37 protein-coding genes, 3 tRNA genes and 1 pseudogene are annotated in these 25494 nt (G+C 32.3%); 4 read left to right on the top strand and 37 right to left on the bottom strand.

Features of this window, described 5'->3' with window-relative positions:
- Window positions 1-68: 68 nt before the first annotated feature.
- The 30 genes and pseudogenes from BA195_RS06780 to BA195_RS06655 all read right to left on the bottom strand — a co-directional run bounded on the left by BA195_RS06780 (window position 69) and on the right by BA195_RS06655 (window position 14264).
- Window positions 69-1328: a phage major capsid protein gene (locus tag BA195_RS06780; RefSeq protein ID WP_068703685.1), complete on the bottom strand. Its 1260-nt coding sequence runs from the start codon at window positions 1326-1328 to the stop codon at window positions 69-71.
- 1 nt (window position 1329) lies between these two features.
- Window positions 1330-1938, bottom strand: a complete 609-nt coding sequence (locus BA195_RS06775; RefSeq protein WP_068703683.1) for an HK97 family phage prohead protease — start codon at window positions 1936-1938, stop codon at window positions 1330-1332.
- Entirely contained in the window at window positions 1931-3148 is a 1218-nt protein-coding gene (locus tag BA195_RS06770; RefSeq protein WP_068703681.1) for a phage portal protein, read from the bottom strand. The genes BA195_RS06775 and BA195_RS06770 overlap by 8 nt, the downstream gene beginning before the upstream one ends.
- Window positions 3149-3211: 63 nt before the next feature.
- Window positions 3212-3400, bottom strand: a complete 189-nt coding sequence (locus BA195_RS06765) for a hypothetical protein (protein ID WP_068703679.1) — start codon at window positions 3398-3400, stop codon at window positions 3212-3214.
- Window positions 3393-3554 (bottom strand): hypothetical protein, encoded by a 162-nt coding sequence (locus BA195_RS14370; RefSeq protein WP_176714958.1) that lies wholly within the window; start codon window positions 3552-3554, stop codon window positions 3393-3395. Before BA195_RS14370 ends, BA195_RS06765 begins: the two co-directional genes overlap by 8 nt.
- The gene (locus BA195_RS06760; RefSeq protein ID WP_068703677.1) at window positions 3538-3795 is read right to left on the bottom strand and encodes a hypothetical protein; all 258 of its coding nucleotides are present in this window, start codon (window positions 3793-3795) and stop codon (window positions 3538-3540) included. The genes BA195_RS14370 and BA195_RS06760 overlap by 17 nt, the downstream gene beginning before the upstream one ends.
- A 59-nt stretch (window positions 3796-3854) precedes the next feature.
- Complete coding sequence (locus tag BA195_RS06755) at window positions 3855-4112, bottom strand: hypothetical protein (RefSeq protein ID WP_068703675.1); 258 nt, start codon at window positions 4110-4112, stop codon at window positions 3855-3857.
- 63 nt (window positions 4113-4175) lie between these two features.
- The gene (locus BA195_RS06750) at window positions 4176-4439 is read right to left on the bottom strand and encodes a hypothetical protein (RefSeq protein WP_068703673.1); all 264 of its coding nucleotides are present in this window, start codon (window positions 4437-4439) and stop codon (window positions 4176-4178) included.
- A gap of 65 nt (window positions 4440-4504) precedes the next feature.
- Window positions 4505-4756: a hypothetical protein gene (locus BA195_RS06745; RefSeq protein ID WP_068703671.1), complete on the bottom strand. Its 252-nt coding sequence runs from the start codon at window positions 4754-4756 to the stop codon at window positions 4505-4507.
- 173 nt (window positions 4757-4929) lie between these two features.
- The gene (locus BA195_RS06740) at window positions 4930-5253 is read right to left on the bottom strand and encodes a hypothetical protein (protein ID WP_068703669.1); all 324 of its coding nucleotides are present in this window, start codon (window positions 5251-5253) and stop codon (window positions 4930-4932) included.
- 90 nt (window positions 5254-5343) lie between these two features.
- Window positions 5344-5676 carry an HNH endonuclease gene (locus BA195_RS06735; RefSeq protein WP_068703667.1) on the bottom strand — a complete coding sequence of 111 codons (333 nt, stop codon included), beginning with the start codon at window positions 5674-5676 and terminating at the stop codon, window positions 5344-5346.
- A gap of 55 nt (window positions 5677-5731) precedes the next feature.
- On the bottom strand, window positions 5732-6106 hold the full coding sequence (locus tag BA195_RS06730; protein WP_068703665.1) for a YopX family protein: 375 nt from the start codon (window positions 6104-6106) through the stop codon (window positions 5732-5734).
- A gap of 156 nt (window positions 6107-6262) precedes the next feature.
- On the bottom strand, window positions 6263-6517 hold the full coding sequence (locus BA195_RS06725; protein WP_068703663.1) for a hypothetical protein: 255 nt from the start codon (window positions 6515-6517) through the stop codon (window positions 6263-6265).
- Window positions 6518-6570: 53 nt separating this feature from the next.
- A complete protein-coding gene (locus BA195_RS06720) occupies window positions 6571-6813 on the bottom strand; it encodes a hypothetical protein (RefSeq protein WP_068703661.1) in 243 nt (80 codons plus the stop codon).
- 82 nt (window positions 6814-6895) lie between these two features.
- Window positions 6896-7255 carry a YopX family protein gene (locus BA195_RS06715; RefSeq protein ID WP_068703659.1) on the bottom strand — a complete coding sequence of 120 codons (360 nt, stop codon included), beginning with the start codon at window positions 7253-7255 and terminating at the stop codon, window positions 6896-6898.
- Window positions 7237-7449 (bottom strand): annotated as a pseudogene (locus tag BA195_RS14625) (DUF7220 family protein); the annotation flags it as partial. The gene BA195_RS06715 and the pseudogene BA195_RS14625, both read right to left, overlap by 19 nt.
- A gap of 93 nt (window positions 7450-7542) precedes the next feature.
- On the bottom strand, window positions 7543-9279 hold the full coding sequence (locus BA195_RS06710) for a terminase large subunit (protein ID WP_068703657.1): 1737 nt from the start codon (window positions 9277-9279) through the stop codon (window positions 7543-7545).
- A gap of 20 nt (window positions 9280-9299) precedes the next feature.
- Window positions 9300-9473 (bottom strand): hypothetical protein, encoded by a 174-nt coding sequence (locus tag BA195_RS14365; RefSeq protein ID WP_176714957.1) that lies wholly within the window; start codon window positions 9471-9473, stop codon window positions 9300-9302.
- A gap of 3 nt (window positions 9474-9476) precedes the next feature.
- On the bottom strand, window positions 9477-9980 hold the full coding sequence (locus BA195_RS06705; RefSeq protein WP_068703655.1) for a hypothetical protein: 504 nt from the start codon (window positions 9978-9980) through the stop codon (window positions 9477-9479).
- Window positions 9981-10091: 111 nt separating this feature from the next.
- Window positions 10092-10409 (bottom strand): HNH endonuclease, encoded by a 318-nt coding sequence (locus BA195_RS06700; protein WP_068703653.1) that lies wholly within the window; start codon window positions 10407-10409, stop codon window positions 10092-10094.
- Window positions 10402-10641 (bottom strand): hypothetical protein, encoded by a 240-nt coding sequence (locus tag BA195_RS06695; protein ID WP_068703651.1) that lies wholly within the window; start codon window positions 10639-10641, stop codon window positions 10402-10404. The genes BA195_RS06700 and BA195_RS06695 overlap by 8 nt, the downstream gene beginning before the upstream one ends.
- Entirely contained in the window at window positions 10629-11453 is an 825-nt protein-coding gene (locus BA195_RS06690) for an AAA family ATPase (RefSeq protein WP_068703649.1), read from the bottom strand. The genes BA195_RS06695 and BA195_RS06690 overlap by 13 nt, the downstream gene beginning before the upstream one ends.
- The gene (locus BA195_RS06685; protein ID WP_068703647.1) at window positions 11453-11959 is read right to left on the bottom strand and encodes a hypothetical protein; all 507 of its coding nucleotides are present in this window, start codon (window positions 11957-11959) and stop codon (window positions 11453-11455) included. Before BA195_RS06685 ends, BA195_RS06690 begins: the two co-directional genes overlap by 1 nt.
- Window positions 11949-12896 (bottom strand): hypothetical protein, encoded by a 948-nt coding sequence (locus BA195_RS06680; protein ID WP_068703645.1) that lies wholly within the window; start codon window positions 12894-12896, stop codon window positions 11949-11951. The genes BA195_RS06685 and BA195_RS06680 overlap by 11 nt, the downstream gene beginning before the upstream one ends.
- A gap of 3 nt (window positions 12897-12899) precedes the next feature.
- Window positions 12900-13055 carry a hypothetical protein gene (locus BA195_RS14360; protein WP_176714956.1) on the bottom strand — a complete coding sequence of 52 codons (156 nt, stop codon included), beginning with the start codon at window positions 13053-13055 and terminating at the stop codon, window positions 12900-12902.
- Entirely contained in the window at window positions 13046-13225 is a 180-nt protein-coding gene (locus tag BA195_RS06675) for a hypothetical protein (RefSeq protein ID WP_068703643.1), read from the bottom strand. The genes BA195_RS14360 and BA195_RS06675 overlap by 10 nt, the downstream gene beginning before the upstream one ends.
- A complete protein-coding gene (locus BA195_RS06670; RefSeq protein ID WP_068703641.1) occupies window positions 13206-13514 on the bottom strand; it encodes a hypothetical protein in 309 nt (102 codons plus the stop codon). Before BA195_RS06670 ends, BA195_RS06675 begins: the two co-directional genes overlap by 20 nt.
- Window positions 13507-13719 (bottom strand): hypothetical protein, encoded by a 213-nt coding sequence (locus BA195_RS06665; RefSeq protein WP_141677657.1) that lies wholly within the window; start codon window positions 13717-13719, stop codon window positions 13507-13509. The genes BA195_RS06670 and BA195_RS06665 overlap by 8 nt, the downstream gene beginning before the upstream one ends.
- On the bottom strand, window positions 13709-14029 hold the full coding sequence (locus BA195_RS06660; RefSeq protein WP_068703636.1) for a response regulator transcription factor: 321 nt from the start codon (window positions 14027-14029) through the stop codon (window positions 13709-13711). Before BA195_RS06660 ends, BA195_RS06665 begins: the two co-directional genes overlap by 11 nt.
- On the bottom strand, window positions 14013-14264 hold the full coding sequence (locus BA195_RS06655; protein ID WP_068703634.1) for a hypothetical protein: 252 nt from the start codon (window positions 14262-14264) through the stop codon (window positions 14013-14015). The genes BA195_RS06660 and BA195_RS06655 overlap by 17 nt, the downstream gene beginning before the upstream one ends.
- Before the next feature lie 162 nt (window positions 14265-14426).
- On the opposite strand from BA195_RS06655, the gene BA195_RS06650 reads away from it, so the two are divergent.
- The gene (locus BA195_RS06650; RefSeq protein ID WP_068703632.1) at window positions 14427-15104 is read left to right on the top strand and encodes a S24 family peptidase; all 678 of its coding nucleotides are present in this window, start codon (window positions 14427-14429) and stop codon (window positions 15102-15104) included.
- A 9-nt stretch (window positions 15105-15113) separates the two neighbouring features.
- The gene (locus BA195_RS06645) at window positions 15114-15638 is read left to right on the top strand and encodes a hypothetical protein (RefSeq protein WP_068703630.1); all 525 of its coding nucleotides are present in this window, start codon (window positions 15114-15116) and stop codon (window positions 15636-15638) included.
- Here BA195_RS06645 and BA195_RS06640 read toward each other — a convergent pair whose 3' ends face one another.
- The 5 genes from BA195_RS06640 to BA195_RS06620 all read right to left on the bottom strand — a co-directional run bounded on the left by BA195_RS06640 (window position 15639) and on the right by BA195_RS06620 (window position 19376).
- Complete coding sequence (locus BA195_RS06640) at window positions 15639-16826, bottom strand: site-specific integrase (RefSeq protein WP_068703629.1); 1188 nt, start codon at window positions 16824-16826, stop codon at window positions 15639-15641.
- 130 nt (window positions 16827-16956) lie between these two features.
- Window positions 16957-17030: transfer RNA gene (locus BA195_RS06635), tRNA-Arg, on the bottom strand.
- Between the two features lie 29 nt (window positions 17031-17059).
- A tRNA-Pro gene (locus tag BA195_RS06630) sits at window positions 17060-17134 on the bottom strand.
- Between the two features lie 15 nt (window positions 17135-17149).
- Window positions 17150-17233 (bottom strand) — tRNA-Ser (locus BA195_RS06625).
- Between the two features lie 100 nt (window positions 17234-17333).
- The gene (locus BA195_RS06620) at window positions 17334-19376 is read right to left on the bottom strand and encodes an HD family phosphohydrolase (RefSeq protein ID WP_068703627.1); all 2043 of its coding nucleotides are present in this window, start codon (window positions 19374-19376) and stop codon (window positions 17334-17336) included.
- Between the two features lie 105 nt (window positions 19377-19481).
- Between BA195_RS06620 and BA195_RS06615 the strand changes: the two genes are divergently transcribed.
- Together BA195_RS06615 and BA195_RS06610 are read left to right on the top strand one after the other, a co-directional pair.
- Window positions 19482-20657, top strand: coding sequence for an acetyl-CoA C-acyltransferase (locus tag BA195_RS06615; RefSeq protein WP_068703625.1), 1176 nt, complete (start codon window positions 19482-19484; stop codon window positions 20655-20657).
- 16 nt (window positions 20658-20673) lie between these two features.
- Window positions 20674-21444, top strand: coding sequence for a C40 family peptidase (locus tag BA195_RS06610; RefSeq protein ID WP_068703623.1), 771 nt, complete (start codon window positions 20674-20676; stop codon window positions 21442-21444).
- 82 nt (window positions 21445-21526) lie between these two features.
- Here BA195_RS06610 and BA195_RS06605 read toward each other — a convergent pair whose 3' ends face one another.
- Together BA195_RS06605 and gyrA are read right to left on the bottom strand one after the other, a co-directional pair.
- The gene (locus tag BA195_RS06605; protein WP_068703621.1) at window positions 21527-22762 is read right to left on the bottom strand and encodes a tetratricopeptide repeat protein; all 1236 of its coding nucleotides are present in this window, start codon (window positions 22760-22762) and stop codon (window positions 21527-21529) included.
- A 23-nt stretch (window positions 22763-22785) separates the two neighbouring features.
- On the bottom strand, window positions 22786-25287 hold the full coding sequence (gyrA, locus tag BA195_RS06600; RefSeq protein ID WP_068703619.1) for a DNA gyrase subunit A: 2502 nt from the start codon (window positions 25285-25287) through the stop codon (window positions 22786-22788).
- Between the last annotated feature and the right edge of the window lie 207 nt (window positions 25288-25494).

The raw sequence follows: 25494 nt of genomic DNA, 5'->3' as shown, positions 1-25494 counted from the left end.
ATTATTCCATTAATTATTTAAACAAAGCCTTGCCATAACAACAAGGCTTTTAAAATAAATCAAAAAAACTACGACAATGTCATTACTTTGTTTACCGCAAATGCTTTTTCGTTTGCTACCGCTACATCAGAAAAACCTTCGATAATTAAACGAACATTTCCTTTTGCTGCTTGCGTGTACGGATCGACCATGATAGTTACCGTATTCCAATAACCTACCGTTAATTGTTTCCAATCTCCAAAGATTAATGGATGCTTGTTTGTATCTAAAACAGGCATTAAAGTAGAAGCCAAATAACCGTAACCATTTAACTCTTTACCATCTGTTACAAAAACACCACTACCAGCATCAATCTTTGTAGTTTTTAAAGCAGAACGTAATTTTGTTCCAGACAAATAACCACGGCTTGTACTTGTTGCATTTGCATCATCAATTAAACCTTCTAATGCTACAACAGTTTTATAAGTTCCTGCTCCTGCAGTAGTATCTATATTTGTTGTAATTACATTTAACAATCCGTTTGGCGCAACACCTCCTGGACCGTTAATTGCATTTTTTAAAACTGCATTACCATAGGCAATGTTAATTTGCTCGATAATGTATGCTTCAACATCAAATGATGTTTGTGCTAATAATTTTTTAGAAATATCAACAACACCTGCACAACGTTTTGGCGATAATGTAGGCCCCGCAATATTTACATCTGTACCAGCCACATCGGCATTTTCGGCAACATAATCGAAACTAAACGATCCTGATGTTGGCAATGTTACATTGCCTGTTAAACCAGACATTACATTTACACCTAAAGCTTCAATAGCTAAAGTTGGCTGTAATGGTGTAACTAATTGAGGCGTTGTTGCTACTAAAGCAGCACCTTTTGCACCTGCATCACCATCTACTGTTTGCGCTCTGCTTTGCATTGGCAACGACATTACTAAACCTTCTTTAGCTTCTAAACCTTGGCTACGCATTTGAGTTTGCGTTGCTTCGTGCAATTCTTTTTCGGCACCTGTTAACTGGTTACCTGCTGCCAAAGCTCTTAAACCAACAATTAAACTTGCTTTTTTAGGAGCATTAATTGCTGCAGGAGCTGTTACATTTTCACCACCTACAGACCTTGCTGCCTGCGAGTTTTCGAACTTCTCGGCTCTTGCTATTTGAGCATCTAAAGAATCGATTTCTACTTGTAAAGCATCAAAACGTGTTTCTTCATCTGCCGACCACGCTCTTTTACCTTCATCTCTTGAAGCTGCATCGTCTTTAATTTGTACTTGCGCATCGAATTTTGAAGCGCGTAATTGTTTTAAATCGTTTGATTTTTTCATCTTACTTTCTATTTCCGTTAATAATTAACTGCGCTTCACGCACATTTCTTTTTGGTTTTACTTCATCTGCAATTACTGGTATTTCAGCAACTAAAGATGTTCTTATTTCTTGCAACGTTTCTGCATTTCTTTTATGCGCATCAGGATTTGAACCTACAGGAACAACAGAAAACTCTAACAATTGCCACGCTCTGAAATAAACGATGTTTTTATCTTCACCACGCGACTCATCACCTAATTCTGCTTTTATAACCCTTGCACCAATACTTGCCATAAACGGCGTACCGTTTTCTATTTTCCTGAAAATCTTATCTGCTTTTTCGTTAATCTCTCTAGGCTCGAATGTTACACGACCAATTAACTCAGCACCTTCTTTAAACACCTCGCCACGCCCTAAAATATTATCTTCATCGCCCGAAAATGAGTCATGCATATACAACACAATTCCACCTGCTGCATATCTTGACAAATCGGCACCATCTTGTTTAAAAACCGTGCTATAAGTATCAACCGATTCTGACGATATCACAAACTCTACTTGACGTTTTGCCAACAATTCCGCTGCTGTGCTTCTTGCAAACGCTTCTCTAGTTACTATCTGTTTACTCATTTTCTTGTAATTTTAAAGATTCCATCACCTGCTTCATTGTTTGCATATTTACTGCTGTTAATGGCTCATCTAATCCTGCCAAACTATTTAACCCCATTTTATTACGCACTTCATTACGCGTCATTGAACCCGCATAAATATGCCCGATGTACCACGCTAATTGCGTTTTTTTATCTGATTGCAATAAACTTTCAGTGTTAAAACGTGCTTTTATTCCGTTTTTTCGCTCTGCATCTGTAAAAAGCTTTGCGTTGTATTCTTGATTATTAATGATTGACCACGGCAATACTGAATCTGAAACATGAGAAATACTTTGATTTTCCATGTTTGAGTTATTTTGATTTTCGGTATCTTTTAGTTTGTATGTTGGTATGTTTAACCAACGCGCAACCTCGCCAATTGCATGTTTGTTTGTTTCTAAAAACATGCTTTCTTGCGGTGTTAATTTTATATGCTGAAATGAACCTGCTTCATCTACAACCGCTACTTTAAATGGTTGTTTTGAACTTAACACACCACTTAATGCCGAACCATAACGCTTTTTTGCATCAGGATCCATATCTTTTGTGGTGGTTACAATACCTGTTCCAATACCTTTTGACGCATAGTATTCTTCTGCAAATTCTTGACTAGATAATGCAACGCCTAACGATTTTGCTGCATGCGCTACAATACCAATTCCTGTAATTCCGTTATCTGAATACAGCGACCTGTAATGCAACATATTTTCTGAAGCAACTACACGACCATCGAAATGATACCAAAGTTTATTTTCGAACTTTTTAACGGTTACTGGTGTTATTGACTGATCTATGTATTGCAAAGATTCCACTTTACCAGTGTAGCTATTAACCACCTTTTCGGCATAACCATTTCCTTTTAATATTGCGTTTTTCATTAAAACCGAATCGAACCCAAAAGAGTTCATGTATTGGTTTGGACGCTGATTTATTAAATAATCTACAGGGTGATTTGATAAACGATTTATATCGCCATCGGTTTTTTGTATTACGTGTTTTGGCAATTTCGCATAATCGTTACACAGAATAGTAACGCCATTGTAAAATGCTGATAAGGTTAACGCAGAATTAGAAGTTACTGCAACGCCCGATTTTGAAGTTACACCACCAAACATATTTAAAAACCCGCCACCGCCTGAAACAGTTGCCGATCTGGTTAAATTATTATGTTGTGCTGCTTTAAATATCATTTTACACCGAATGGTTTACGGTGTAAAATTGATATTTATTTTAGTTTAAGCTGTGTATATTAGTTACTCTTGTTTGGTTATCATGTATCTATAAGTTATAAATCCAAAATAAAGCTCTACCAATACCAGCATAATTACTAATACATAACGAATTGGATTTTTAAATATAGTAAATTCTAACAGCAACGATGTTGCAAATGCTATTGCAAAGGTTGCTACTATTACTGTGATTAATTTTAAATTATTACGCATTGCCAATTGTTTTGTTTTTTAAATATTTATTTATAATTACATGCACACGATGTTCTGTAATTTCTAGTTTTGCTGCAATGGCCGAAACACTGTTGTTTATTTCGTTTAAAAAATAATGTATTACCAATGCTTCTATTTTATTTTGATGATCCATTTTTTAAGTATTTATTTTTTACCTGACGAAACGAATTATACCCAGTGTATTTATACTCGTTAAAAAGTAGGTAATAGATTAAATTAACTAACTCGAACGCATCTTTTTGCGTTTTGCATTTCGGCAATATTTTAAAATAATATTGTAAAAATCCGTTGGATGTTGCTATTTGCAAAACTAAATCTGCTAATTGAGATTTTATTTTTAATTGATACAAATTTGCTTTTTGCTGCTGATTCATAGCTAATTATTTATATTTATTTAATCTGCCTTATAGCAGATATTATTAATTATCTGCCGCTATACAGATAACCGAGATAACTGATCTAACACATTACGCAATTCCTCTGAATAATCAGCATCGATTTGTTTCTGAAATTCAATTCTACTTAACGGTATAAACTTACGCCTACTCCATATACCAAAGCTCCTGCAATTACGAACTACTTTTATACTTCGACCAGTCTTTATATTATAAAACTCTGACTTATTTTTATTGGTTACTATTTTATCTGTACCTTTTACCGTTAAATTCAAATCATTTTTATTATAATTCATAGCTTTTTGATTTGGTTTTATTCTCTTTATAAGTAGTTGTAAGTAATGCTATTAAGTTTCACTTTACGCTATTTTAACTTCTTGTATTCCAAACAAATCTGTATTATTGTCTATGTAGTTTTCTGCTTTTTTTCGTGTACTAAACAAACCATAGTTTATTAAGGTTTCTTTGTGTTGTACTAAAAACGCACTACTCACAACACGTTGTATAGCTAATTGCCCAAAGTGCTTATTTGCAACGGCTTCTAAATCTTTTGCAAATGTTTCATTGCAATATATTGGATCACCATCTTCAATTCTTTTTAATAATTTTTTGTATAATTTCATCTTTATTTGGTTTTTAAGTTTTTAATTCGGCAACTAGCCATACAACAATAACGTTGTACACAATGCTAGGTTAAGTCCTTTTCTTCAATCATTATATTTGTACCGTAAAGTATTTCATTGTTACCAAGTATAGGCATCAATTCAAAAACTTGATGTGCTTGTAATTTATACCAAGTCTGGCCATCAATTGTTTTTCTATAATGTTCTCTATCAATACAAGCGTCTATGTATTCTTGGCCAACTGTTTTTTTTAAGTAAACCCAGCCTTTATCAGTTATTTGTATATAGATGTAATGGTTTATATTAAATGTTTTCATTTTTTAAAGTTTTTAAATTTAAGTCGCACAGTGTACAACAATATATAAAATTAATGCATAATGTGGCCCAGTATAAAAGTCAGTGTTTATGCGGTTGGCCAGTGTTTTATTTACTAAAATCAGTGCTTTTTGGCCTGCACTAATCTTATATTTTAACGTTGGTAAAAATAAAATTATTCTTTTCTTAAGTTAATCGTAATTGTTATTTCTCCATTTGTTTGGGTTCTTACAAAACCACCATCACAAGATATGTCTTTAGAACCTCTATTCTCTTCAAAAGAATCCACAATTACTTTTTCATCTTTATACCACTGCAAAAGTTCTGTTAATTTACTCCAGTTATCGTCCTTAATTTTACTTTCACCAACATCAAATAAAGAAAAAGCCTTATCTATTGCTTTTTTATAAATTAACGCATCGTTAAGCGTTTTTATAGTTTTATTCTTAACTAATTTATTGTAATGCTTTTCTATTTTTTTGCACTTTTTATTGTTCATTTTATTTTTTTTTGTAAATATTAAATCGTCACTTTCTTTATTTGCGATACGTTGTAGTTCATTAAAACGAAACTACAACACGCTATATAATTAATGCTCGTTCATTTTTTCATAGTAAAATTTACCGTCAAAAGGTTTGAAAGAAATAATACCATACTTCATTGCGAGTCTTACTATAAATGGTTTTTTAATCCTTTCAGTTATTGTGGCTAATTGCTGTTTAAATTGGTCAAGGCTAAATGTGCTTTTATAAAAATTGCATTGCCTACAACTTGGGTTATAGTTTTCAATATCATCTTTACCACCTAAGTATTTAGCCTCAATGTGGTCTACTTGCATTTTTTTGTATTCTAAATCTTCGCCACAATAGGCGCATTTGCAATTATATTTCTTCCAAACCTTTTCTCTAAGTTCTTTTTTCATAATTAAATTTCGTGTTTAAATTCCGCACTAATCATATAGCCATACTTGGCTTTAATTACTCAACTAGTACCTTATTTTTGAAAGCGAACAAGGGGTATTGAACAGCTCCTACGCACCAACATCCCTCAATCAGAATAACTTTGTCTGTAATGATATCCCAATCAGACTCATCTAAGTGTTCAGACTCAATAGTGTGAATAACCAAGTCATTCTCGTAAATATCGATTCCTTCCGAATCCTTTAAACCTGTAGGCTGACAAATAGTATCTTTATCTATTACAACTCTATAAAAGGAAGTGATATCTATTATTTTTCTGTTTGGCAGAACCTGCAACATAGGTTTTAAAACTTCCGTACCGTCCCAGTCATACATAAAATAACCATAAACCCATTCACCTGTCTTTAAGCTTTTTGCTTTTATTTTATTCATAATTCAATTTTTTGAGAGAAAACTAAAGCCAACAACAGCTATAATTCATTGCTTTTTTCTGCTGACTTTAGTGTTCTAGTTTATAATTTTATTTTTGTTAATCTTTAATAATTCAGTTTATTTATACGCAACAAACCATAGCCAATGCGTTAGGTGTCATTTGGGTAAAAGTACAGTTCCATCCCAATCACCTCCTACATTTGGAAAGGTCGCACCTGTACACCATTTCCATCCTCTTTTGTTTTTAATCCAATAACCACCGCCAAGTGCTTTTGCTTTAGTCCCTTCTGGTAATTCATTTAAAGGCTTATCAGGTTTTACCCAAACATCACCTAACAATGTATAACCACAAGACTTTGCCTTTAGTGGCCTACTATATTCTTGTTCGTTTATAAATTTTTTTCCTGCCATAATATTTTGTTTTATTTAATCAGTCCAATGGTTATACTCGTCCGTAAACAACACTACGCACTACCATATCTAAAAGAGAAAATTTTACTTTCTTCTGCTTTATAATCATCTTCTTCGTAGTAAACACCTTCTATTTGCACAATAAAACCCAACTCATCAAGTTTTTTTATATCTTCTTTGCTTATTTTTTCTGGCTCAATACCTACTATATTAAGTTCATCGTGTGAGCAATGAGTTGGGTATTTAGGGTTTCCGTATTTAAGTAAAATTTTTAGTGCTTCAATTAAGTCTTTCATTATTTATAAATTTATTTGTTAATATTCCGTACAGTTTACAACAACGTGTATAGCACATTAAAACGATGCCATACACAATGCGTTATTTAACGATAGAATCTAAATAAACATTACCCATAATTTTGTATTGGTAATCATTTAATTCTAACCAAAGTGATACACTACTTGTTTTATCTTGATTAAAACTATTATCTAAACGCCAACCACCTTTTTTTTCATCAAAAAATACTTGCATTTTACTTTGCAAAACTCCTTCATCTGTCTGAGTGTAATCACTTAATATATCGCCTTCGTAAATTTCTTTTCCTATTTTATCGTAAAATCCTGTAAACTGCAATGGCATTATTTCTGGATGATTAAAATCATTTAATAACGGCAGGCGATAGCACATTACTTTTAGCTTTATATCCCAAAAGCGAAACTTTATTTTTCTGTTTTCCATTTTGTTTTTTTATTAAAAAATCTTCTTAAAATATAACTTCTTGCAATGCTAATTAAAGAAAAATATAAAGTGATTATTAAGTTTTTCCTTGTACTACTTTCTATTCCTAAAATTGGAAATATTATAAACAAAGAGAGTAGCGATATTAAATAGCCTATTGCTACATTGGTTAAACTCTCTATAAACGATTGTTTTTTTGTTTGCTTTTTTTTGTTTTTTTTTAAAACTCGCTCACTAAATTAATAGCTCGCGAGTTCACCGCGTTCCTACATGCTAGTTTAATGCTTTTAAAATGTTATTTCTACATCAGGATTATTGTAAATGCTTTTTTCTGATTCTTTTTCGATAGCCATAGTACCTGCCAACGCCATTATTGATGCTATTATACCATCTATTCTTTTTGTGGACCTAGATTTATCTATTCTTATATTTTCGTTGGTATCGGTAATTGCAACGCAACCTGATAGCATCCATTTTAATATCGGATTTTTGCCAACTCTTAACTTACCAGACATTACTAACCGCATAAACTCTTTGGTTGGACTGGTGTAATTCATTAAAGTTTGCGTAAATGGCGACAATTCTATATTTTCGGCCATTAAGTTTTGCACCAAACTTCCTGAAAACTTGCGATCATACTCTACGTGCTTTGTTGTGTTTTTGTAGTATTGATTAATTACTACTTTTTCAACCTCGGAATAATCAACCATATTTCCTTCAGTAGCTATTAAATAGGTATCTTTTTCATCTACTGCATTTTCTCGTTTTAGGTTTGCCCAATATTGATACGGTACGCGATCTTCTTTGCTTCGTTTTTCTATTGTTTCTTTCGGACAAAAACACCAAACTTTTAAATCTCGAACTCCATTTGCATCTGGATTACTAATCATGGCATAGGCTGTAATATCTGTTGTGGTTGATAAATCTAACCCACCACAATTACCTAATTTTGCAAAGTTTTCTTCTTGTATTGGCTGCATACATTCGTTCCAATATTTTGACGGAATCCACTCACTTACGCCATCTACCCACATATTTAAATGCTTTGTTTTAAAGTTGGGTATTTTACTTGGCTGATTCTTGGCTTTCTGAAATTCTTTTTCCATAAAATCTAATGAAACAGTTACGCCCATATTTGGATTGGCTTTTATCCAATTTTTAGAATCTTCCCAATCATCTTCTTTATCTAAATCGTGTATCATAATTAAAAATGTATCATCTTCTGATACGCCTTCTAATATATTTATACAACTATCTTCGAAATTCTTACAAACGCCATGCACGTTTGTTCCGGCTGTTGTTATTGTTTTGGTAATTGGTTGCTTTCGTGCTGCCGATGATGATTCTAAATTTTCTTTTACCGAATCATCACGATGCGCATGGTACTCATCAATAATTGTTTTGTGGCTGTTAATTCCATCCTGCGTTTTACTATCACCACCAAGCGGCTTCATAAAACTATTGGTTGGTAAAAACTTTATTTCTTTCTGGTACACTCTAAAACCCAATTCCTGCAACAACGCGCTTTTGTTTATAAATTCTGATGCCTGGTTAAAACACAGTTTTGCCTGTTCTTCTTTTGTAGCACCAACATAAACCTCTGCACCTTCTTCACCATCAAACGCCATTGAAAATAAACCATCAGCTGCTTCTACTGCTGTTTTTCCGTTTTTCTTAGCTACCTTTTCATAAACATTTCTAATTAATCTTATTGGCTCTCCTGATTCGTTTAAAGTTTGCCAAGCGTATATGTTAAACAATGTGAATTGCTGATGCGGTGATAGTAAAAATGGTTTACCTGCTGATTTTCCTTTCGTATGTTTTAATAATTTTTCGAAAAACCGAATTACAGCAAAGCCTTTTTTATAATCTAACCAATAACCTTTTGCATCAGCATCTTCTATTAATTTATAAAATCTATCAATTGCCTGCTTTATACGTAAACCAGTAACAATTTTGCCCGATTTTACCTCTGCCGCATATTGAAACGGTATTGATTGCTGTATTTCTGTTGGTATCTGCATTTTTATTAAACCTATTTTTTTTACACAAAAACAACACCTATTAAAAAACCGATCGCTAAAAGAAACGCCACAAATGCTATAAAAGCTAATCCACCGCCGAAATCTGAACCTAAACCTGTTACTGGATCACCCTTCATTTCACTGTAATGCATCGGATCATGCTCTTTTAAATACTTCCAATATTCTTTATTCATTGCTTATTGATTTAACATTTCATTAATCTGATCTAATAAATTTAACTGGCCATTACTTCCTGCAGACGGATTATTTATTTTTTGGCGATGTGCAAACGATAAACCAAAATATTGCGAAATATCATCTAACTGCTTTGTAGCCTTATCATACGAACTTTGGTAACCAGTAATGTTATTTGTTCCGTTCTTAAACTCCTGAACCCAACCAGCAACACCATCTTCATCGGCTAAATTCATTTGATTAATTTTTGCAACAATCTTATTTCTCTGATCCATACAAAAAGCAGCATTTTGCAAATGCAACAAATCACCTTTTACTAATTTTTTAGTTGATAAAAACTCTTTACCAAACCAATACCACCATTTCTTCTGATCCTTTGATAAATTAAAATCTTTTGGCGGAGCAGGAACCTTTAACAAAATTTCGTACAACTTTTTCTGCTCTGGATTCAGGTTTTTAACCTTACCAATACCATTATATTTTACCTCTAACTTTTTAGCCTCCATATCGTTACCCCCCTTTACTTTTATTTTTACTACAACTAAAATTCCAACTAACAGGCGATGTACATCGGGTTTAACCTTTGTCGATTTTACCCCATACCCCTGCTTTTATTATTATTTACCGTGCGCTTCGCGCCCAGATTTGCTATTATGATGCTTTTTACAAAGCGGTTGCATGTATTTATCTTGCAAATTATCTAAATCAAAACCATGCGGTGCCACCTCATAAACATCAATGTGATCTGTTACTGCGGATTGCTTTACAATTCCTTCCTGCTCGCAGAACACACACAACGGATTACGCTGTTTATAATCTTTACTAAACTTTCGCCACTTACGACTGTTGTAAAACCAACGCATATCTTTTACCCTGCGATGCTGCACGCGATCTGTTGACCATGGTTTTTTCTTTACTATTGGTACATTAGGCATCTTGTTTTGTTTTTAAAATTAACCTAGCATAAGCGATGTACGTTTTACGCTGTGCTCTAGCAACATCTTTTGATGTTACCAATTCATCATATCTCTTTTTACTTCCGTCGTGCTTCTCTACTTCAATAGCAAACAAACGACCAACAGGAACCGGATATACTTTTACACCCGAACGAATGCAAGTACTCATTGCAGAGTTGATATCAATTTGTTTCTCTATTATTTTTCCCATGGCGCTGTTTCTACATCTAACGATCCATAACCAATTTCAGTTACTTCCGGCAAACCTTTTTCGTTTACACAAAACGCAAACTTCTCAAATCCTTTACCACGACCAAAAACCTCTTCAATATAACTTACTGACGTATCTGTTTCATCGCGTGTAATTCTTATAATAGTTTCAGATTTGTTATTTAACTCAGTACCAATGTGACCACGAGAATTACCATCACCTTTGTTTTGATGTAACACCGTAGCTATATGAATATCATAATCAAACGACCAACGCATTAACAACGTCATCACTTCGGTAGATTCAACAGCATTATTTATATCCATCACCAAATCACGAACACCATCTAAAACCAACACATCAATTTTATGTTGTTCCAACAACAAACCAATCGCTTCAATTCGTTGCTTTGGACTTAACGGACGCAGACCATACATAAACAAAGCATCCTCATCACCAACCAGCGCCTTAACTCGCTTAGTTATTTTTTGCACATCACTTGGCGACTGCTCTGTATCTATATACAACACTTTCGCAGACGCGTTAGCATTGAATTTAGAATACAACTTTAAATTACCAACTAATGCAGATACAAACATTGTTAACGCAAATGTTTTTTTTGATTTCGCCAAACCTATCCAACCACTAATATTTCCTTTCGAAAACTTATTTGTATTATCAATACGCAACAAATACTCGTTTTGCTTTATCTTATCAGTTGACTTAACTCGCTTCGCTAATACATCTTTTAAAAAATCAGCATTATCATTTTCAGGAGCTTCTGCAGCTTTATTTTTATCTAAATCAAACATTAACTAAATCGATTTAAAGCATTAACAATCATTTCATCTAACTTAGCAGTAACATAATCTTTGCTGTAAGTTTCTTTAAATCTTTGCGCATACTTTACAACTTCCAGCTTTTCCTTTCTTGATGAAACTTCTGATATCCTGTTTAACTGATTACCATACAAATCACCGATAAAAGCATCGTAAAACAAATGCAACGGCGTATCTAAAACCTTAGACAACTCTAACTGCACCAACTCTTCAAACACAGTTGTTTCATGGTATCTGATTGCCTGGTTTAATTGATATATATACAATTTTGCAAACAACTGGTTATTACTAACCGCATCACTTGATGCCCTGTTAACCCAAGCTAAAACCGAACGCAACGCCATTTCATCATCTGCATTTGGTTTAAATGGCTTATCTAAACCGAAACGCCACAACAAACGCTCACCGGCACGCTTTACATCCCAAAAGTTTTTTGCATCTGCAATTTTATTTTTATGATATTGTAGTTTAGTTGCCATTTTTAAAGTTTAAATACTTGTTTAAATTATCATCCTTCAATAAATACTCTGGTGTTGCAAATTTGAAATTATGCTGCAAATGAAATTTGTTTGCCACCGAGCTGCTATATAAATTTTTAACCGCTTTAGCCATTTCATCACCCGAAAAACCAACTGCAAATTGTTTTGCAAAACTTTGCGTTAAAGCATCTGTAATTTTAAAATCTCTATTTGATATTTTATTAAACATTTTTAAAAACCAATTCAATTCATCTTCAAGATTTACATCTGTTAATTTTTGTGTACGAATCCAATTCTGAAAATGCTTAAATAATTCTCTATCATTGTTGTAAAATTCACCCACCGAAATCGATTGCTTTACAAATGTTTTTATTTGGTTTTTTACAGTGATTAATTTTAACCTGTTTTGCATTGCTATTATTTCTAATAAACTTAAATTTTCATTCAACTTCTTTTCTAATAATAAGTAACTATATTTTATAACTACTTCCTTATTAATAGAGTTGCCAATTTCGGCAGTCGGACTGTCAATTTCGGCAGTCAAGTAATTGCCAATTTCGGCAGTCACATTTTTAGGTGTTTTTTCAGGTACTTTTTCACTATAATTTTGCGGTAAAATGTTTAAAATTTGCTTCGCTTTTTTTGTTAAAGTATACCACTTTGTTCGGTCGTTTTTTCGCTCGTTAAACTCATCCTTTTTAATAAGCTTTAAAGCAATCATTTTATCAACTAAATGCCTAACCTTACTTTCGCCCCAATACGGAAACTGATGATGTAATTGCGTTAATTTTAGCCGCACCCAATGTTCATTTTTATGCTTATTAATACCATCTGAAACAACTTTTTCGTACCAAAAACAAAAATGCTGCAACATTAAAGCTACATCAACATTATATGCTGCAGCTACATCAACTGAAAAAGAATGCGATTTTGCCATAATTTAATAACCTCTATAACTATTAGACAAAGGCACTGCATTATTATTCTCGTTAGCAAAACCATGTGATATTACCGGACGATAGGACACACGATAACCAAGAATAGGATGCACATTTGTTTTCCAAAACGGTAATTTCTTTTTTTCTTCTACTGCCATTTTTTACATTTTTTACAAGATTCTACCATATCAAACTCTGGCTGCGGATTGCATAATTTGTCACCACACTTTACCGGGTAAGTTTTACCAACTTTACAATTCTGATCTAAATTATCTTCACCTAAATGAAACTTCATTTTATTTTTAATTTTAACAATTGCTAATTTCATACTGCCAATTTTGGGTATCAATTACCGATTGCTCGTTATATTTTTTCTTTGCCGTTTTATAAGCTCCTTTTTTAACTTTTAAAGGCGATTTTTCGTTTTTCTCTGCAAGGGTTAACCAATGCCTAGTAACGCCATATTTTGCAATTACATCACGCTGCGTTAACCATTTTACACGCTTATCAACCTTAGTTTTTAAATTAACTTCTACCATTAAATCCAACAAAGCATCTTTGTTAACCAACAGTAAGTTGTTTTTTTGCAGGTATGTTGTTAATTCTTCACTATTCATTTTTTAAAATAGTTATTACATTTTCAATTTTCAACAACGTTTCAGCATCTGCTTTTTGAATGTTCCAAAATTCAATTAAAGACATTCCTGCAACATCAACCTTTAAAGACTTACATATATAAAAAAACGCGTTTAATCTTTTAAACCCCAAACTAACAAACCTTGCCTTTAACTTATAAGCTCTATTTTTTGTATTACACAACATATCTTTTAACTCTTTTAACCCTATTAGCATTCATCGGTTTACGCATGTCCACATCGGATGCATTTATTACCATAAAAAACTGCAACAACAAAAAGAACATACCAGGTATAAAAGATTTTGGCTGATCTAAAGACAATAAATATCGTGTTGCAATACCTACATTATTTTTTGCGCCAATCTTTTTACGGATATTTTTTGCATGCGTATGTACTGTTAACGGGCTAATACACAATTTATCTGCAATTTCCTTTTCGGCATATTCACGAGCAATTAAACCCGCAACCTGCAATTCCCTACTTGATAAGTCCATTTTTATAGGTTTTTAAAATTAATTTTCTTTTTTTCTCAAAACCACATTCATCATATGCCATTTTAATATCCTTAGCACATTGCATTACCTGCGGATTTTCATTTTTTTTACCACCTAGCATTTCACCAACAGTACTTGCACTTTTATACCCAAAAGCTGCTGTAATCATTTTAATTGTACCATACGGTAAACTCTCTTTAAATTTTTTACTTCCTTTTAAATTCACTGATACCATATTTGTAGTATTTTAAGATGTGAACATCGCTACTAATTATTTATTTTGTAATTTTGATGAAGCGACGTTCTCTACGTTACAAATATAAAGTAAATTACAGGTAATTTACAAGTAATTACATTAATATTTAATGTAATCAAGCATATATAACTGTAAATCAATATGATAAAGGATAAAGATTTAATTAAATTAATACGTGAAATAGCTTCAGATAACGATATTTCATCATATCAAATAGGAGAAAACACACCTGTTAGCAATAAAACAGCTTACAATATTTTAAACGACGACACTATAAAACCACGCCGCAAAACCTTAAATATTATTTTAGATTATTTAGAAGAAACTATAACAGGCACAAAAGGATCTTTAGAAATAAAAGAAGAACACAAACAACCACAAGCCGCCGAACCACCTGCAACCTACCAGCAAGGCGTACCATATTACGATGTAGAATTTGCAGCAGGATTTGAAGATTTTACACAAAGCCAACAATTACAACCTACTAGTTTTATAAAACACCCATTTTTTAACGGCTGTGATTATGTAATTCGCGCTTCTGGACAAAGTATGGCAAAAATAATTAAACACGGCGACGCCATCGGAATTGTTAAGATTGAAAATTGGCAGGAGTTTTTACCATTTGGCGAAATTTATGCAATTGTAACAAAAGACAATTACCGCATGATTAAAATAATTACCGCAGGTAAAAATGAAGATTACTTTACACTAATTAGCAAACCATCAGATAGCAAAAAAAACGAGTTTCCGCCACAACAAATAAAAAAAACATTAATATTAAACCTATTTAAAGTACAAGCATCTAGTTATTTGTTTTAAATTTACCCTATGAAAAATATAATTATAATAGCATTACTAGTAACAACAAATTTATACAGCCAAAAATACGCTGACAGTCTTTACAACTTCAAAACTGAAAATGGAAATATTTTTTGGCAAAAGGTTTTTGAAACAACAAAAGAAGATTCTAAAAAACAATTTAAAGATAAACTACTACTAGAACTTATATCAAAAAATTTAAACGAAACAAAACAAAATATAACTTTTAATGTTGAAAATGAAAGTATTAATTTTAAAAAATATGGCGGTAAATCTTTATTTACAGCATTTTACATACAACAAACAAACAGCCATCTTGTAAAGATAGATTTTAAAAACTACAAATACCGAGTAACCATAACCAAATTAACTTCTGCAACTATGAATACTGGTGTAAGAATGAACTTAGAAGAATACGTTGTAAGAAAAAACAAAATAAAAACAGCCAAAACACATAAAAAAGGCTTAAAAATATACGATCAGCATTTTACAGATAAATTTACCATTAAAGAACTTAAAAAAGAAGATTGGTAATTATTCTATAATTTTTAACTGCGCTTCATCACGAACACTCTGCGGGTATTTATCTTTGTAAATAGTATCAACATCATTTCTTTCATGACCCATTAATTCACGGAGCAAATCAGCTTCAATAAAAAGTTGCTTACCAATAGTTGCAAATGTATGACGCGCCACTTTCACACGAATATTACCACCTAAAGGCAACACCTGTATATCTGTAATTTTTTGAGCTTTATCTAATGATCTACGCAAATTATCTCTAAAACTTTTATAACCTTCAAAATCTTTACGCCACGGAAAAACATAAGTACCAGACACTTTATATTTATTAATAATTTTTTGCGCTTTTGGCGTAATTAACAAATCGAACTCATAACCATTTTCACCTAATTTTCCGCGCCTAAAAAACACCCTGTTTTTATTAATTTGCGAATGCTCCAGATAGTAAATATCTTTTAAATCTTGGCCGCCAAAATAAAACATCAGCAACCATAAATCAACAGCACGCTGGTGCGACATTGCCAATCCATGATCCTTTTCAAGCAATTTAACATCAACTTTTGTAATGTTCCGTTTTTTTGTGCGATTTGCCTTTACAGTAATATTATTAAAAACACCATTAAACGGTTTTAAATTTTCCGTTAAACCCCTACGCACTGCTTCATTATAAACCGCCCTATGTTTTCGCAAATATGTATGCACAGTAGATTTTGAATTACCCGCCGATAATCGCCAAGTTTTAAAACCATTTAGTAAATTATAATCAATCTGGTTAAACAATAATTTTTCGCGGTATATTTTTAGTTGATTAAAAGCATTTTCATAAGATAAAGCAGTTGCCGTTTTACCTGCTTTTTTAAGTTCATCAACATAAACCATGTAAAAATCTAAAAACGACGTTAATTTAACCACCTGTTTATTTAACAACACATCTTTTACCTGATCCAAAGAAATATCTTCTCCAGAAAGAAAATCCAACATAACAGATTCCAATAACAATTTCTTTTTCTTAACCACCACAAAATACCTACTTGAAGTTTTTGGCAATTCCAAATCGAAATTCCAATCTTTTTTCTGTATATTTATTTTTAACGAAAACACAGATCTTTTACCCGCGTGCGTTAAATTAACCAACACAGGAAATGATCCATCTTTACGCTCGTTTGTTTTTCTTACGTCTAAATAAATTTTACCCTTCAAAATATCACAAAAATATCACACTTATTCGTGCAAATATAGATAAAAACAGCTAAAAACAGACAAACACAAAAGAAATCAAAAAAACTTTAAAACAACAAAAAAGCCTCACTATTTCTAGTGAAGCTTTAAGTGAGCCCGATAGGATTCGAACCTATGACCGCCTCCTTAGAAGGGAGGTGCTCTATCCAGCTGAGCTACGAGCCCGTAGTTTTTATGTTTCTACGAAAACAGTGTCGGGGTGGCAGGATTCGAACCTGCGACCTCCTCGTCCCAAACGAGGCGCGATGACCGGGCTACGCTACACCCCGAGTGCAATTTAATTGCGGAGAGACAGGGACTCGAACCCTGGCGACAGTCACCCGTCGACAGATTAGCAATCTGCTCCATTACCACTCTGGCACCTCTCCTTGAATTTTTAAACTACTTAATAAATAAGAGTTTTAAATTGCGAGTGCAAATATACAACGACTTAAGAGTTTTCACAAGTATTTTTTTAAAAAAATTACCCTAATCTGGGTACTCAACTCGTAAGTGATAGATACTCATCAACTTATTCTTAATAATTTTTTTTATTTTTTCTATTTCTCGAAACGTGATATCTGAATTTGTAAACTGATTGTCATTTTTTTGTTTCTCAATAATCTTATCTATTAAATTATCGACTGATTGAGCTGTAGGATTTTTTAAACTTTTAGAAGCTGCCTCTGCCGCATCACACATCATCAAAATAGCTGTTTCTTTTGAAAACGGAATTGGCCCTTGATATTGAAACTTTTTAATATCTACCTCAAGATTACTTTCTAATTCTTTTTTATAAAAATAATACGTAACATTTGTTCCATGGTGTGTTCTTATAAAATCAATAATTCGGTCTGGTAATTTGTGCTTTTTAGCGATTTCAATTCCATTAATTACATGATCTAAAATTATTTTTGCGCTGTCTTTAGGTGATAAATCATTATGTGGATTTACCCCTGTTGATTGGTTTTCTGTAAAGTACATTGGATTTGCCATTTTACCAATATCATGATACAAAGCCCCGGTTCTTACCAGCATTGAATTGGCACCTATTTCATTCGCTGCTGCTTCTGCTAAATTAGCTACTTGCATTGAGTGCTGAAAAGTACCTGGTGCTTTTTCATTTAAATCTCTTAACAACTTTGAATTGGTGTTCGAAAGTTCTAATAAAGTTACGTCAGAAACTAAGCCGAACAATTTTTCATAAAAATAGATAAAGAACACTGCTAAAAAAGACAACAACCCGTTTGCAGCAAATAACCCGAAATACAACCAGTTTATTTTACCTGCATTCCCTTCTTTTAAAATAGAAAATGCAAAATAAGTAATCATATAAATTAAAGTTATCTGGCCTATTGACATAAATAAGCTAGCTCTTTTGTACAACTCAGAAACGGTTAGTATTGTCACAATTCCTGCTATTATATGTAAATAAATAAACTCAAAACTATTTGGCACTATAAAACCCAATAACAATACGGTAAGAACATGCGTAAACAAACCTAACCTAGCATCAAAAAAAGCTTTTAATACAATTGGCAAAATACTTAACGGAACTACATACAAGTACTCGAAATTATATTTAACAACTAATGTTTGGACTAAAATCATTAAAAAAACATTAAAAAAGATAAAGGTTACTTTATTATTGTCGTTAAAAATTTCGAAACGATATTTCTGAAGAAAAAGCAACAACATCAATAAAGCCAAAGCAACTAAAATAGTGTACCCAAAAACAATCCAATAATAATTAGATTTTGTCCAAATTTGAGAACTTGAGGCCGTTTCGTACGATTTTAAAACATTAAATTTTTGCCCCTCAACAATATCACCTTTTAAAATTATTAATTCACCTTTAGATATTTTTCCTTTAGCATGAGAAATGTTTTTTATTGCTGCGTTTAATTCTTTACCACTATATTTTACATCGTAAGTTACATTTGCTCTAACAACTTCAGATAACTTATTTAAAAGTATATTTTGCATGGATACTTCAATATTCTTACTGTTATCTGAAATGTATCTTAATATATCTTTTGATTGTACTAATTTAGAAAAATACATATCATATGTAGAGTTTCCTTTTCGTAAAATCACAAGTTCTTCTTGCCTTGCTTTAGTAACACTTTCATCATCTAAAAAGCCATATTTATATATCCTTTTTATAATCTGCCCCCCTTTCTTTTTTAAAATTTCTTTATCATTAGTTGATAAGGAATCTAAAAGAGTTATTTTTTGTTTATATAAATTTAAAACCTGTTTTTCTGTTTGTTGGTTATAAACAAAATATTTTTTGGCATTTAATCTGATTTCTTCAGTTTCTTCTTCAATTTCTTTAGCTGTTTTTTGAATTGCAAAATCAAACGGTGCATAAAAATTATCATAATGCCATGGTTTTCCTTGTGGATAATCATACTTAAATCTCCCACTTTTTGGAAACAAGTATACAATTGATACAACGGTAATTAAAAACAATAACACCTTGTAAATAATTGCATTATTTTTATATAATTTATTAATAAAATCGTTCATTTTATATATTTAAAAATGTAAATATAACCTTTCTCTATTATTTGAGTACTTGTTATAAAATCGTTATTTTCGCAAAACAAATCTTAACAAAATATACCCAAATATATGAAAGAAGTAGTTATTGTATCAGTAGCAAGAACACCAATTGGTAGTTTTTTAGGAAGTTTAGCAACGATACCTGCACCAAAATTAGGTGCCGTAGCAATAAAAGGAGCTTTAGATAAAATCAATTTAAAACCTGAATTAGTTGAAGAGGTTTTTATGGGTAACGTAGTTTCTGCTGGAGTAGGACAAGCACCTGCTCGTCAAGCTGCTATTTTTGCTGGAATTCCGAATACTGTACCTTGTACTACTGTAAATAAAGTATGCTCTTCAGGTATGAAATCTATTATGTTAGCAGCGCAAACAATTGCTTTAGGTGATGCTGAAATTGTAGTTGCTGGTGGTATGGAAAACATGAGTATGATTCCTCATTATCAACATGCAAGAACAGGGTCTAAATTTGGACCAATAAAGATGGAAGATGGGATGCAAAAAGATGGTTTAGTTGACGCTTATGAGCAAGTAGCAATGGGAGTTTGTGCTGATGAATGCGCCACTGAATATAATTTTTCTAGAGAAGATCAAGATGCTTTTGCAATTGAATCATACAACCGTTCATCAAAAGCATGGAGCGAAGGTAAATTCTCTGATGAGATTGTACCGGTAGAAATACCTCAACGTCGTGGTGAACCTATTATTTTTTCTGAAGATGAAGAATACAAAAACGTAAAAATGGAAAAAATTCCTGCTTTACGTGCTGCATTTACTAAAGAAGGAACAGTAACTGCTGCAAATGCCTCTACAATTAATGATGGTGGAGCTGCCTTAGTTTTAATGTCTGCTGATAAAGCTGCAGAATTAAACTTAACTCCTTTAGCTAAAATTAAAGGGTATGCTGATGCTGCTCACGAACCAAAATGGTTTACAACTGCACCTGCAAAAGCATTACCAAAGGCACTAGCAAAGGCTGGAGTTACAATTGATGATGTAGATTACTTTGAATTAAACGAAGCTTTTTCTGTAGTTGGTTTAGCAAACATGAAAATCTTGGGATTATCTGCTGACCAAGTTAACGTAAATGGAGGAGCGGTATCATTAGGACACCCATTAGGTGTTTCAGGAGCGAGAATAATCATTGCCTTAACATCAATACTAAAACAGAACAACGCTAAAATAGGTGCTGCCGGTATTTGTAACGGTGGTGGTGGTGCTAGCGCCATGGTAATCGAAAGAATTTAATTTAAATATTTAATTAATGTCTTTCGGAATTTGTAATCTTTCTATTGTACCTCTTAGGCTTGAACCTTCTGACCCTTCAGAAATGGTAAATCAAGTGGTTTTTGGAGAACATTTTGAAGTTTTGAAAAAAACTAAAAAATGGAGTAAAATACGTTTAGCTTTCGATAATTACGAAGGCTTTATTGACAATAAACAATACGAGGAAATTACAGAAGAAATTTATATTTCTTTATGCGAAGAAAAAATGAGTTATGCTGGTGAATTGATCGATTTTATTACTGACAACAATCATAATTTAACTACTATTCCAATGGGAGCCAGACTTCCTTTTCTTAAAGACAACAACATTAATATAAATAATACCAGATATACTTACAACGGAAAAGTATGCGGTAACAAATTAGAAAAATCAGCAATTATTGATACTGCTTTTCTTTTTTTAAATGTACCTTATCTATGGGGAGGTAAATCTCCTTTTGGTATCGATTGCTCTGGTTTTACACAAACCGTATATAAATTATGCGGCTACAACTTACTTCGTGATGCTAAAGAACAAGCCACACAAGGCGAAGTTTTAAGTTTTATTGAAGAAAGTGAACCTGGTGATTTAGCTTTTTTTGACAATGATGAAGGTAACATTACACATGTGGGTATTATTATGAATGATTATAATATTATTCATGCACATGGTAAAGTACGCATTGATAAACTAGATCATAGTGGTATTTACAATATAGACACACTTAAACACACTCATAAATTAAGAGTCATAAAGCGTTATATTTAATTTTTAAATCTTTATTTAAATCAAAAAAACCGAAACTATTTAAGTTTCGGTTTTTTGATTTTCAAAATATAGTTTCCTAAATTTATTTCATTGATTTATAGATAGCTCTATACTCGGTAGCTTTAGCTTCCATTTCTAAAACTTCATACAAGTTCATTAATGTTTTAACTGTACTTATGCTTCTTTTTAAAGAGTCTGCTTTTTCTAAAAAAGGCAATGCTTCTTTATAAACCTCTTTTTGTTCTAATGCCAATGCATCATACTTTTTAAAGTTTGATAAATTTTTATTCATTTCTTCAACAATCTTTTTATCTTTATCTAAAACAACAACTGCTATATTCATGTATGCATCACTGTAATTAGGTTTTAGCTCGATTGCCTTTTCATAATATTTTTTAGCATCTTCTACCCTACCCTGATTAAAATTAACAACACCTAAGTTGTAATAAAGTGTTGGGTTTTTAGGGTCTAAAGCAATTGCTTGATTCATTAACTCCCCAAACTTATCCATTTTTTCAAGCTTAATATACATATCAGCTTCATTTAATAATAGATTCAAATCCTTTGGATTAGCCTTTCTTGCTTCTGCTAATGCTGCTATTGCTTCATCAGTTTTACCTTGTTCTTTTAATAATAAAGCTATATTTTTTACAATAACAGCTGTTTTTGACTCAGAGGCTTTATTTTCAGGTTTTATATATTTCTTAGACTTTACTAATAAATCTCTCTCTTTTTTAGAACCTAAATCTTCCGCTTTACCTGTTAACTTATTTGTTGCGTAATATTTAGTTTGAATACCTGTATAACCTACTGATCTTAATTCTTTATAATATTTAATAGCCGTATCATATTCTTTAGCTTGTGTAGCTGCAACAGCCGCATTAAATACAAAAGAAGTATCTGTAGGACTTAATACATAGGTTAAATAAAAATTATCTGCTGCATTTTTATAATCTTTTTTATTATTATATAAATTTATAGCCTTATCTGAAACCTCTTGAATCATTTGATTTAAGATAGGTTTAGCTTGTTCTGAGTACTTACTTTCTTTCATTGCTAGTAACTCATTAAAAGCTACTGCTGAGTTTTTATAATCTTTTTTAGCTGCTAATGCTTTACCTTTTAAAAAATAAAACTTAGATTTATATTTATCTTCTCCATTCATCATTACAGCTCCTTCAACATTATTTAAAGTTGTAATAGCTGTTGTAAAGTCTTGTTTTTTTATTGCTTTTTCAGCTGCTTTTAATTCAGATTTTTGAGCCATTAATCCTAATGACATCAATCCTAAAGAAAAGGTTAGTATTTGTTTTTTCATTTTTGTTACTTTTTAATTTATTATTATTCTTGCTCTTGGTTTGTTATATCTTCATTTTCAATTTCCGTGCCATCTTCATCTGTTTCTTTTTCATGCATAACTTTTGCAACAGCTGCGATACTATCAGACCCTTTTATATTAATTAAACGCACCCCTTGTGTTGCACGCCCCATAACACGTAAATCTTCAACAGCCATACGAATGGTAAGACCTGATTTATTTATAATCATCAAATCATTTGAATCATCTACATTTTTAATTGCAACCAATTCTCCTGTTTTTTCTGATATATTTAATGTCTTTACTCCTTTTCCTCCACGGTTAGTAACACGATAATCTTCTAATTTTGAACGCTTACCATATCCTTTTTCAGAAACTACTAAAATATTACTATCCATATCATTAACAGCAACCATACCTACTACCTCATCTTTATCATGCTGTAAAGTTATACCTCGTACTCCTGAAGCTGTACGTCCCATTGGGCGTGTTTTCGCCTCTTCAAAACGGATAGATTTACCTGATTTTAAAGCTAACATTACTTGACTATCACCTGTGGTTAGTTTGGCTTCTAAAAGCTCATCACCATCTTTAATAGTAATAGCGTTAATACCGTTTGTTCTAGGGCGAGAATACTGCTCTAAAGGCGTTTTTTTAACCTTCCCTTTTTTAGTAGCCATGATTACAAAATGATTTTTGATGTACTCTTCATCTTTTAAATCCTGTGTAACTAAAAATGCTTTTACTTTGTCATCTTGTTCAATATTGATTAAGTTTTGCATTGCTCTTCCTTTAGTATTCTTTCCTCCTTCTGGAATTTCATACACACGCATCCAGAATACTTTTCCTTTCTGGGTAAAGAACATCATATATTGATGATTGGTACCTATAAATAAATGCTCTAAGAAATCTTCATTACGAGTCGTTGCTCCTTTTTGCCCACGCCCTCCTCTATTCTGAACTTTATACTCGTCAAGATTTGTACGTTTTACATAACCTGCATGTGAAATAGTTACCACAACTTTAGAGTTTGGTATCATATCTTCGATACGCATGTCTCCTCCTGCATAATGAATTTCAGAACGACGTTCATCTCCATATTTATCACGAACGTGAATTAGCTCATCTGTAATTATTTGATAACGTCTTGGTTCATTTGCTAAAATATCTTTTAAATCAGCAATAGTTAACATAATTTCATCAAACTCTGCTCGTAATTTATCTTGCTCCAGTCCTGTTAACTGACGCAAACGCATTTCAACAATTGCTTTAGCTTGAATTTCAGTTAACTCAAAACGTTCAATTAACTTTTCGCGTGCTTCATCTCCATTTTTAGATCCACGGATAATTTTTATAACCTCATCAATATTATCTGAAGCGATAATTAACCCTTCTAAAATATGTGCTCTAGCTTCTGCTTTTTTTAATTCAAATTCTGTTCTACGCACAACAACTTCATGTCTATGCTCAACAAAGTGATGAATTAACTGCTTTAAGTTTAATTGTTCTGGTCGCCCATTAACAAGTGCTATATTATTTACACTAAATGATGTTTGTAATTGCGTGTATTTAAATAGCTTATTTAATACAATATTAGGAATTGCATCACGCTTTAAAATATATACAATACGCATTCCGTTTCTATCAGACTCGTCACGTATATTAGATATCCCTTCTAGTTTTTTATCATTTACTAACTCCGCAGTTTTTTTAATCATTTCTGCTTTGTTAACTTGGTAAGGAATTTCGGTAACAATAATACACTCTCTTCCTTTAACCTCTTCAATCGTAGCTTTAGCACGCATTACAATACGTCCACGACCGGTATGAAAAGCATCTTTTACCCCATCATAACCATAAATGGTTCCTCCGGTAGGAAAATCAGGTGCTTTAATATGTTGCATTAATTCATCGATTTCAATATCTCTATTTTCGATGTATGCTATAGTACCATTTACAACCTCCGTTAAGTTATGCGGCGCCATATTTGTTGCCATACCTACGGCTATACCTGAAGCTCCGTTTACTAATAAGTTTGGAATACGCGTTGGTAGCACAGTAGGTTCCTGTAAAGTATCATCAAAATTTAAACGGTGATCTACGGTATCCTTTTCAATATCAGCCAACATATCTTCTGATATCTTTTGCATTCTTACCTCAGTATAACGCATTGCTGCTGGAGAATCTCCATCTACCGAACCAAAGTTACCTTGCCCGTCAACCATCATATAACGTACGCTCCAATTTTGCGCCATACGCACCATAGAATCATATACAGAGGTATCTCCATGCGGGTGATACTTACCTAATACTTCCCCTACTATCCTTGCAGACTTTTTATATGACCCTGTTGCTTTAATTCCTAGCTCATGCATACCAAATAATACTCTTCGGTGAACTGGTTTTAAACCATCTCTTACATCGGGTAATGCTCTTGATACGATAACCGACATAGAATAATCGATATACGCTGATTTCATTTGCTCTTCAATGTTGATAGGAATCAACTTTTCGCCATCTGCCATATATGTTTTTTTAAAATATTAATTCTCATTTTCGTTAAAAAAGTGAATCTTACACTTGATAAAACTCACTTCTAAAATACACTTATATTAGCTGTACTTCTTAAAACATTGCAAGATAATATAATGACTTCTTTTACACAAAAAATAAACTTACTGTTTTAATCATACTTATCAACAATTTTAACATTTTTTAAACATAAATTTTAT

This window comes from Tenacibaculum soleae (assembly GCF_001693415.1).
In the GTDB taxonomy this organism is placed as follows: Bacteria; Bacteroidota; Bacteroidia; order Flavobacteriales; family Flavobacteriaceae; genus Polaribacter; species Polaribacter soleae.
Note: the sequence above shows the minus strand (reverse complement) of the source record. Positions and strands in the feature narration are given on the sequence as shown.